The following is a 10,699-nucleotide window of genomic DNA, read 5'->3' on the forward strand; positions in this document are numbered from 1 at the left end:
TTGTATTTACGTTAATTTGCATATACATAACATCCCACCTCAGGAATATTATGTATCTTATTGTCGAAACTGTACATACTTAAACAATCAATACTGTACATTCTTAAGTTAGCATTTATACTTCCCCACCGATATTAATTTTCTCAGGTGGGCAAGGCCCAGATGAACTACTTTCAGAAGCTAGTGCTATGCAGAAATATGCTTTAGATAAAGGGATTCCACCAGAGCATACAATGATTGAGGATCAATCTGTAAATACATTTCAGAATATGCATTACTCAAAACAAATGATGGATTCAGTGAAAGGTAGCCAATACAACAGCATTTTCACTACAAATAACTTCCATTTATTTAGGGCCAGCCTGCATGCCAAAAAAGCCGGTTTAAAGAGCCAAGGAATTGGTTCAAAAACCGCTCTATATTACTGGCCTAATGCCATGATTCGCGAATATATTGCGATTGTCGCGATGCAACGCAAACACCATATTATTGTAGTAGGAACAATATTAGGATTGTCACTCTTACTTACTGTTTTAAATTATTATTTATTAAATCAATAAAAAACGTCTCTTTTTAATTAGGCGGCACTTAAGACCTGAGTTCGGTATATTTCTACCGTGCTTAGGTTTTAAAAAAACAAATCCCTTTTAGGAATTTGCTTCACCAACAAATTTATTATCAATAAATATAGTACATTTACTTTTTCGCATTGTCTTCTCTAAAATAGGAGTTTCTTCAAGTAGCTGTAATGCCTCTATCATGCAAGTAAACTCACATCAACTATTATAGCTCAGTTAACCGAATCCTTTTCTCTAGTTTTATAACTGTTCCAGACATTCACTAATTTCGTTCCCTCTAGCTTTGGAAAAGTGCTCTCCTATTAAATTGAATGGGAAAGCACAATTCAAATTATTGATCATAAATCTAAAGTGTTAACTGACAGGTTCAAAGAATCAGGTTTTAACCTTCTCAACTCCGAAGAGTCCCCCCTTAATATTTACTTTTCAGTTTGTTACTACACTACTACCAACATGGGATGTCAAATTACGTTAAATCAAGCTACGCAGCTGCTTAATAATGTGAGGACTGTATTTGGTAAGAAATGGATGTTGGTAGGTTTATTCAATATTTAAAAGCCGTCTATGTCCATAAATATTCTTTCCAAAGCTAGCAAGCATTACAAGGCGTACATATTCACAAGCATATAAAAATGTACTTTATTGCTGGCAATTTGGGCAAAAATAAGTTTTCCGTGAAGAGATTTCCTTTCTTATAATAGTAGCATTGCAACGGGAACATTCTTTACCCTCTCTGTCATAAACATAAAATTGGTAGCCTCCTGTTTTACCATCTTCCTTATATAGTGGGTTTTCCATATAACCACCTTGTTCAATTCCTTTTTTAAGGATGTATTGAATCGAATGATATAGCCGGCTTAATTGTTGATTGTCAAAATCATCAATTTTTTTATCAGGGCGAATTTCTGCATGCCAAAGAATCTCATCAGAATATCCATTACCAATTCCAGCAAGTACCTCTTGGTTGATTAGCGTGGTTTTAATCATTCCTTTTCGTTTATGCATCAGCTGCTGAAAGGCATCTAATGTAAAATCGGGATCAAGCACTTCAGGTCCCAGTTTTTTAAGCTCTACCTTGACCTCTTCAGGTGATAAAAGATGCAAGTAGCCTAAGCGCAGACCAATGAAAAATAAATGTTGTTCTCCAAAGGATAGTTTTATTTGAATTGTTCTGTCTGGTTTATCTTCCTCTTTGCCAAAAAACATCCATCCACCAAGCATTAGATGTAAGAGTAAACATGAACCATCCTGTAGTTGAAAAATTAAATATTTAGCTCTTCTATTAATTGTTTTTATAGTTTGATTTGTAACTTGCTTAGTAAAGCTGTCAACTGGTACGTTAATAGATTTTTCCCGTCCAATCGCAACTTCTGTAATTTTTTGCCCACCTATCAATGATCCCAGTAATGTTTTATATGTTTCCATCTCTGGCAATTCAGGCATAATTCTGTCCTCCATTTTGCAAACTGTTTTATACAGTATTTCCTACTAGTAGGTTATTATGAATGGTTGGCATTTAAAGAATCCAATATAAAAAACGCAAAAAAATAAGGGATTAACCCAATCGATTTTTATAAAAATAGGGTTACTCGCCATGAGAATCACCTAGGAGGTCTATTAGGAATCACGGTTAAAGGGACTGGTGGCACTAAAAAAGGCATCCTAAATTTGGATGCCATTGGAACAATATATGTCATTTCCAGTCATTCTTAATATTTTTCAAGGTAACTTTTAACTACGCATTAACGCGCCATTAGGTTTTGGTAACTCTTGAGCTAATATCTTATTCATTTTACAAAAATATTTAAAAAATTGTTGTGCCAACTCTCTTTCCTTTGGGTCACTCTTCAACGACACTATATCAAGCAAAATCTGAGCCATCCATAAGTTATCAAAATAACGATATTTACCTGATTTCCATGTTATTTGATGCGGTGATTTATCATTTAAATAATATTTCCAGAATTGCATCTGATTCGATTCTTGTTCTGTAAGTTGGATTTTATATTTTGAATGTGCAGGAATATATCCATCTTCACAAAGCTTTCCGATGAAATTTTCATTTACCATATAGACACCTAAAATACGTCTATTTTTTTCAGGTAAGCTGGAATCTACGGATGTTAATAGGACAGCACTATTGCGGTACAAGCGGCTCGGTTTATTTGGCTTCCCCTTGTTATTGCCGCTTTTCACCTCGCCTAGGAAAACCATCCACTCTGAAAAAGAACTATGTTGTTCATCTTTGTCACACCAAAAAACTAATTGTGATTCGGGATGAAGTTTATGGTTTTTCATAAGTTTTTCATGTTCCAGCCGTAGTGCCTCGTTTTTTCGTTGTATAACTCTTTCCTCTTCCTTCTTCCGTTCAGCTTCCTTTCGTTCCATTTCCTTTTCTTGTATTATTTTATCAAGTAAATCAGCGACATTTTTATCATGCAGTGTTAAGTGCTTTTCAAATACATCAGGAAAAACAAACTTTTTATTTTCTGATGCGAAATTTATTTCGATACTAGAATCATTTTGTTTAACTATACTACCCAATCCAAAACGCTTATGTGTAACTTTCTTATTGATTAGATTCATTATTCTAATCCTCCTTGTAGAATAAAAACTGTTTACTAATTGTTAGTAATTGCAAATATTATTCGATTACCAAAAGCTACATAATTGTTTAATTTTTCTTGCCATAAAATAAAAAATCGTATCCCTAATTCTATTGCAATAAGATACATCGAATTCGGAATACGATTGAGTAAACAACTGTAGGACTAGTATAACATTTTTTCATGCTTTACACAAACTTTTTGTTGACAATATTTTTCGACGTGAGGTAAAATTAAAAATTTATCATTCTACAAATTGGTAATTAAGAATAATGAACTTCAAATTACAGTAAAAGATTTGGTCGAAAGGCTATAAAATACCTTTGGTAAATTTATTCTAAAAGGGTAAACTCATTCACATTAATGTTAATCAGTAACATCTTATAAATCATTCACTTTAAGACAAAGTTTACCGACATAATGATTAATGAGAGCTAGATGTGCTTTATAAGCATCTTCCAATAAAAACACTTCATCGATATGAACTTTTAACTTACCAGAACTTATCCAATTATTTAACCTTTTTATAATCTCCGGTTCAGGTTCACCATTATAACCCGTTAAACTAATATCTGATTTTGTTTCTGGAATCGGATATATCCCATTTGGATATGCTATACGGCCACCCTTTCGAACACACTGAACTATGGAGTTTACTAGTTCCCCACCAGCTGTAAACAGTGCAGTATCAAATCCCTCTGGTGTAAATTTCCTTCCAGCAGATAATACATCATCTCTATTTCCGTCCACAACAGTGCATACACCTAACTTTTTTAGCATAGCAACGCCATCTTCACCCGACGCTATCGCAAATACCCGAGCCCCCATATTTTTTGCAAGTTGTACAGCCAAGTGTCCAACTCCTCCACTGGCGCCCAAAATCATGATTGATTCATCTTTATTAAGTTCTAATACATCTTCAAGCCCACGCAACGCAGTTAATCCTACTCCGGAGATTACACTAGCTTCCTTCAATGTTATAGATTCCGGAATCTTAGATACATAATTTGAATCAATGGCAACAAATTCTGCATAAAAGCCGCCTTTGGGATTAAGAAAACCTGGTGCGTAAACCTTATCTCCAATAGCAAGACTTTCTACATTTTTCCCTTTAGCATAAATAGTACCTGAACCTTCTGAGCCTAATATATACGGAAATTTTGAATGTAATCCTAGCATTTCATCATATCCGCCTTCTCTCTCAAAGATATCCCACTGCCCAATTCCCGCATATTGAACTTGAATAAGCACCTCATTATCTCCAATGCTTGGAATTGAAACGTCTCTCACCATCAGTGCATCGGGTCCTCCAAATCTATCAAGAACTACAGCTTTCATTTAATCTTCCTCCTCCTATTGCTAATCTACAATTAGAAAATATACACTAAAACCATGACAGAAATTGGCATGGTTTAGGAAGGAGTGAAAGAAATGTCTAAAACAAAACTACTATTTGATTTGATCATGTATGTTAATGCAAAGCGTAGTTTTACTGCCGAGGATGTGGCACATGAATTTAATGTTTCAGTTAGAACAGCTCATAGATACTTAATGGAATTAAGCGAGATAGGCGTCCCTCTCTATACCGAACCTGGTCGTAACGGTGGCTACCGCGTACTTAACAATCGAGTGCTACCACCAATTATTTTTAACGAAAAAGAAGCCTTTGCCATCTTTTTTGCTTTTCAGTCTCTGAAATTTTATAAATCATTACCCTTTGAAATTGATATTAACTCTGTTTCCAGAAAACTATGTGCAGGTCTTCCATCTGATACAAGAAATAAAATCGGTAATCTTGATTCTGTTTTGTCCTTTTGGAATAAAAAAAGAGGCATTCCTTCTCCATTTATAAAGGAGATAATAGAGGCTGCCTTAGAAAATGATAAACTTTATATCGAGTATAAATCAAAATACAAAAACTCAAAAAGAGAAATATCACCTTTAGGTGTGTATGCTTATGATGGTTTCTGGTATATGCCTGCTTTTGACTTAAACCATAATGAAATCAAACTTTTCCGTTTGGATCGTATTTTAGCCTTGGAAAATACACGAGAAAAGCATAACCCCACAATAAATCTTAACGAATGGCTGGATAATCTTATAACACAAGAACCAAGAGATCCCATACATTTATATGTAGAATTGACTAAAGAGGGAATGCGGCAATGCAATAGTCAGCATTGGTTAGAGCCTCACATCAAAATTGCTGGTCAAGATCAAGGCTATATTGACATAAAAATTGATAAGAGCGAGCTTGAATTTGTTTCTAATTTTTTTCTTCTGTTAGGTAAAAATGCAAAAGTAATCGAGCCACAGGAAATTATAGATACTATACGCAAGCAATTGCAAGACACTCTACAGCATTACTCATGACTCTTCTGCTAGAGTGAATTTTATTGTTTGGGTACCAGGATATCGTCAAAATAGCAGGTGTCCCATTATGAAATGATATGCACTGTATCCAATTGCAAGCAAATGCAATTAAGCATTGAAACACATCTCAAATTCATAAACAATCTTTTTCTCTAGAAACAATAACAACCCTTGAAAACAGCCTAAACAAGCCATTCTCAAGGGTCTCGTCTCTTATCTTATTTTTGTTCATTTAAAATAAACTCACCCCATCTTCACACCCCGCCAACCCGCATTCCACCGTTGCCGTTTAAAATAAAGTCACCATATCTTACCCTCATTTTCACACATTTTCGATCACGTTTTGACCGTTTTTCTACCCTATTTTCACGCTTTTTGTTCTCGTTTTTTTCGATTTAAAAAATAGTTCTGTAAGTTTCATATTGAAGAAAGTCAGTAGTGACAAGGGTTACAGCGATTTAGGATACAAGACTTTATTTTAAACGAGCGAACTTGGATGATGCGACTTTATTATAAAGTACAGGAGTTTATTGCTTGTCTACATAGAAGAATAATGGATATAGGATTAAGGAAAGGATAAAATGCTAAGTATCTGAAAATCATAATTAATGACAGTCACTCGCACAATTAGCATCTTTATCTTATCCAATCTATTTTGAAGTGAATTTATCGAAATACTCATCCCAATAGTTTCCATCATCCGACTCAATGCTATGTAACCAAGTATGCATCATAAGTAATTCAAGATACTGTTTCTTTCCTTTCATAAACGGTTTATGTGAAATTCTTGGATATAGCGAATTGAGGTTAAATAGATTTGTTTTTTGCTTGAAGTCATAATCGAAATATTGCTGTACCTTGGTATTTTTCACTTTATGTTTAGCTGGCCACAAGCTATCATCGTCTGAAAAGCGGTGTATATAGTCTGATACAAAAGCCCAAATACTCACTTTATACTTAGCCCAAGTGTTATCAATCCATTCGGTAATTTCTTCGGTCAAGAATACAGGTGGATTATCTACTTCCTTTTGACTCTGGATTCTGTGATAATCTTTAATAAACTGAAAAAGCATTTCCGTTTGATCTTTTAAAAATGGATTCTTCTTGATAAGCTCTGCATAAATACCATAGGAGCAACTTCTAAATTCACTTTCTGTGTGATAAAGAAAAAATATGTCATCTTTCTTCAAAATGCTAATAATTGAACGATGAATATGCTTTTCATGAACATCGTAAATATTAATAAGCCAATCCTGGATTGCTTTCTCATACATACCCAATTGATTCCTGAACTTATTTAACCGCTCATCATTCAGGAATGTTTTTTGCTCCATCTCGTCTATATTCAGATACTGGTTAAAATACTCGAAGACATAATTTACACATATCTGCACATTCTCCATACGTTCATCAACATTAAACTCATTTATATGATCTTCTTTTTTTCTACGGGCAATATACTCCTCTAAACTTTGCATTGTTACACCCCCTTTTTTATTTCCAGCTAAAGCAGGTATTCACTTTCACCGACAGAGTTAGAAACACCCTACCACTCCATGTTATCACGCATTTCTGCTTCATACTCAGCTCTCATCTCTGCCTCATATTCCGCTTTCATTTCGGCTTCAATTTCCCTTAAATATTGCTCCTGCTCGTATTTACATTCTTTTAAATAATCTAACTGACCATCTACACCACCAAAAAAATTATCTAATTCTGTCATTCGATCTTTGAGATTTACAAGATCTATTCTTTCCTCACCTTTTAATAGTGGATTATAATCTTTATCAATGGGATATCTATATTTAAACGAACTACTGTCAAAGTTATGATATTGTATGATATAGCTTTCAACCACTTTTATTATCTCTTTTTCACTCTTGTCGTGGCTTGCATTAATCAAAGTCGGTTTTAACTTGTTCCACATTTTAGCCAAGTTATGATTAACTTGTTTAATTGTCTGTATTTTTTCATTCATAGATTCATCAGCGTACTCTAAGTATAAGGACTTTAATGAAAGCTCAATAAATTGTCTGTACAAAAATAAAACAGGAAAAATATAAGTATCTAATACTGCTATTCTTTTAGATGCCAAAGCATAATTAACAAGCGTATCAGCCGATTCTTTATACCCCTTTATATATCCATAAAACTGAGAATTAATATTTCCCCAGCCAAAATGGGAAAACTCCAAATATTTATTAGTAGAAATAAATAACTTTTTACCTTTCGCTGGAAACTGTATATCAAATTCCATGAATATTCCTCCGCTCCACTTCTTTATTCAAAATTATACGGGACTGTATGATCAAATTTTGACTTTAAAATCATTAAGAGACAATGGATTTTCAAATGGAACAACCAAAATTTGAGCAAAACTAAAACTATCTCTCTTTCTTGGATACGGTAAATAAAACGTATTTGCTTGCTGTTTCTCTGGAATTACATAGTCAAATCTATTTTTTATTAATGTTCTGATAAGAAGGTGAACTTTCTTTCCTATATTAATTAAATGATTAATATCTACTAAACTATCATAATGATACCTCAATAAATTTTGTTCTTCCTGGAGTTTATTAAGTCCTGGTTGAATTTCAGGTGTTAAACTTGGTATTACAAAAGCCCTTTGTTGTCCATTTTTAAATGCTTGTTCAATCGTTTCATTATCATAACAAACGGGGAAACCATCAAATGACGTTTTTCTTCTTTGTAATTCTGCTTTATTAATTGACCCGCTAAATGGTCTTAATGCTACCGTTAGACCATGCTTATACTGATTGTAAAAGAATCTGTACTTATTAAAAGACTCGATGACAGACTTTGTGTATTCAAGAATATTTTTAACTCCCTCGTCATAAACCGCCACTGAGGAATTTCTCTCTTCTTCAGTCTGTTCACTCATAACCTCAAGAATATAATCTTTATTCGGAATCATATATGCTTTTAGCAAATCTTCATCAGATAAACGATTAAGACGCTCTGGTACTTTTCCAATATTTCCAGCCCAATACTTTACAACTTTTTTTATAAATTCCTCATCTTCTCTAATGAAACTAATTAGTACAAGATAGTCTTCAATGTACATAAGTAATTCTGAAATGGCACTGAAGATTAATCCATTTGTTGATTCGTTGTATACATAATCATCTTCAATTTCTTTAAATGTTGGTCCGTAAAAAGAGCGTAATTTTCGTTTTAATTTCTCTCTTTCCTCTAATGTCATTTTGATGGATACTAATTTTGTCAACCTCCAACGGTCATCATAGCCCGAGAGAAATGTTTGTAATTGGGAATCATTCGCTTTTGTTTTATTGAAAATTCGGTTATTAATCTCCATCTGTTTCACCTTCCGTTTAATTTCTTACTTAGACTCTACCACAAACTGTTATTATTTTCCTGCATCATCAAGCTATCTTCTAATCTATTATTAGCCATGATATATTGTAAAAATGAAAGTTTAAAAAAGGTGCTAATTATCTGCATTTGCAATGATAATTAGCACCCTTATTATTCTCCAAGTATCCTTTCGATCAATTCCCTAACTTCATTCTCACCACCGCCAAACCCTGCATATAGTTGCACCTTATAAGCAGTAATGCTCCCATCCTGCTTGCTCAACTCATCAATTGCCCACCTGATTTTCCGAACACGATAATTACTTATATCCTCTTTGGATTCCCGCAAAAATTGTTGGGTTCGAACCAATTTCTCATTTTCAAACCATCTCCTTGCACCAATCGTCAATTTGATCCTCCAAGGAGTTACTCTGACGGGCTTTCCACTTTTATTCAAAATAGCCTTTACTGCCTCTTTAGCAAGCATTAAGCACTCTTCATCTTTTTGCTCCCAATCAACAGGATCGGTTCTTGGTTTTCTCGTTTTCACTCTTGGAGTTACTTTCTCATACCATTCACGATCGTATCTAAAAATCCACGTATGCAGACCTTTTCCTATTTCTTTTAATTCGCTTCTGGTTGCCCCTTTGTGTTCTTCAATTATTTTCAGCCACATATTTCTTCTTTCATTAATATCAAACAGGGGGGTGAACTCTTCAACAATCTTCCGTTTACCAACCACAGTAGTTGTCTGAAAAAGTTCGTTAATATCTACATCAAGAAACTGAAGAAACAGCAAATGCCTTAATGGGCTTCGATTCTTATTGTTGCTTCTTACGAAAAACCTTAACCAATTAGTGGGATTCTCTGGATCAATAGCACTCTGCATGATTTCTAAATAAGCATCTGGGAAGTAAGATAAAAACTCTTCTTGCACATCATTCATGTACAAATTTCCGTTGTCAGAGGCTAAGCCCTTACTCCGCAATTTATCAATATAGAAGCTAATAATAAAATCAAGTTGTTTGCGTGGATAGTCACCCTTCAATAAGCGTTCGGCATTATGGGTGTATTGAAGATTCAACTCTTTTATTCTTGTCGGGAATGGATCTGTCAAAACCGCTATATCACACACTTCCGCATCCGCACATTTAAAGTCAAATCCGCTTTCCGTACTAAGTACAGTGCTATCTTTTAACAAAACTTCATGCTTTGAACAATATAAAACACCAACAATTTGGTGGGATCTGCGGAAATAGCTTTCACCATACTTTTTTATATCGTTTTCGAAACAGATTGGACAATATCGCAGATAAATTGGGATTTTCACCTTACTTCCCCCAAACCCAATTAGACTTTCAACTGCCCTTCCTTTACCTTCAGCCATTATTTCATATATCGACTGAGCTTTTTCTTCAGATAAAAAGGAAGTGTAAAAGGGAAACATCGTATGTTTCATAATAATTTCCTTTGTCGTTAGCTTTGAAGTTGGAGGCAGATTTTGCACAAAAGCATCAAGATGTTTAGGGAATAATGTTGATTTAATAATGATCAACTTACCAAATATATCTTTTACCATTGCTTGGTTGCTTAGCATACCACACATTTGCTTATAACGAGCAATGACACTATACAACAGTTCATCATCATACATTACGGGCAGAAAGTTGATCATGAATCCACACCTGTATTTGATAAGCTAAAACTGAGCCACCATAGCAATTGAAAAGTGAGCCACTTTTATATGAAAATAATCCTAACTTTTTAGAGTTAGGAGCGTATAGAGGTGATTTCATTGGAAAAGAAA

8 protein-coding genes and 1 pseudogene are annotated in these 10,699 nt (G+C 34.2%); 2 read left to right on the forward strand and 7 right to left on the reverse strand.

Going from position 1 to position 10,699, the window contains the following annotated elements:
- Positions 1–122: 122 nt before the first annotated feature.
- Positions 123–560 (forward strand): annotated as a pseudogene (locus tag EKG35_RS19420) (YdcF family protein); the annotation flags it as partial.
- A 657-nt stretch (positions 561–1,217) separates the two neighbouring features.
- Here EKG35_RS19420 and mutM read toward each other — a convergent pair.
- The 3 genes from mutM to EKG35_RS19435 all read right to left on the reverse strand — a co-directional run bounded on the left by mutM (position 1,218) and on the right by EKG35_RS19435 (position 4,522).
- Positions 1,218–2,021 carry a bifunctional DNA-formamidopyrimidine glycosylase/DNA-(apurinic or apyrimidinic site) lyase gene (gene mutM, locus EKG35_RS19425; RefSeq protein WP_126296195.1) on the reverse strand — a complete coding sequence of 268 codons (804 nt, stop codon included), beginning with the start codon at positions 2,019–2,021 and terminating at the stop codon, positions 1,218–1,220.
- Between the two features lie 288 nt (positions 2,022–2,309).
- Complete coding sequence (locus EKG35_RS19430; protein WP_126296196.1) at positions 2,310–3,164, reverse strand: malate synthase; 855 nt, start codon at positions 3,162–3,164, stop codon at positions 2,310–2,312.
- Between the two features lie 401 nt (positions 3,165–3,565).
- Positions 3,566–4,522: a quinone oxidoreductase family protein gene (locus EKG35_RS19435; protein WP_126296197.1), complete on the reverse strand. Its 957-nt coding sequence runs from the start codon at positions 4,520–4,522 to the stop codon at positions 3,566–3,568.
- A gap of 93 nt (positions 4,523–4,615) precedes the next feature.
- On the opposite strand from EKG35_RS19435, the gene EKG35_RS19440 reads away from it, so the two are divergent.
- Complete coding sequence (locus EKG35_RS19440) at positions 4,616–5,557, forward strand: helix-turn-helix transcriptional regulator (RefSeq protein WP_126296198.1); 942 nt, start codon at positions 4,616–4,618, stop codon at positions 5,555–5,557.
- 650 nt (positions 5,558–6,207) lie between these two features.
- On the opposite strand, the gene EKG35_RS19445 is transcribed toward EKG35_RS19440, so the two are convergent.
- The 4 genes from EKG35_RS19445 to EKG35_RS19460 form a co-directional block, all read right to left on the reverse strand.
- The gene (locus tag EKG35_RS19445) at positions 6,208–7,035 is read right to left on the reverse strand and encodes a hypothetical protein (protein WP_126296199.1); all 828 of its coding nucleotides are present in this window, start codon (positions 7,033–7,035) and stop codon (positions 6,208–6,210) included.
- 68 nt (positions 7,036–7,103) lie between these two features.
- Positions 7,104–7,814 (reverse strand): hypothetical protein, encoded by a 711-nt coding sequence (locus tag EKG35_RS19450; RefSeq protein ID WP_126296200.1) that lies wholly within the window; start codon positions 7,812–7,814, stop codon positions 7,104–7,106.
- Positions 7,815–7,865: 51 nt separating this feature from the next.
- The gene (locus EKG35_RS19455) at positions 7,866–8,894 is read right to left on the reverse strand and encodes a hypothetical protein (protein WP_126296201.1); all 1,029 of its coding nucleotides are present in this window, start codon (positions 8,892–8,894) and stop codon (positions 7,866–7,868) included.
- Between the two features lie 170 nt (positions 8,895–9,064).
- The gene (locus EKG35_RS19460) at positions 9,065–10,546 is read right to left on the reverse strand and encodes a TnsD family Tn7-like transposition protein (protein ID WP_185807832.1); all 1,482 of its coding nucleotides are present in this window, start codon (positions 10,544–10,546) and stop codon (positions 9,065–9,067) included.
- Positions 10,547–10,699 lie beyond the last annotated feature (153 nt).

This window comes from Lysinibacillus telephonicus, assembly GCF_003966145.1.
GTDB lineage: Bacteria > Bacillota > Bacilli > Bacillales_A > Planococcaceae > Ureibacillus > Ureibacillus telephonicus.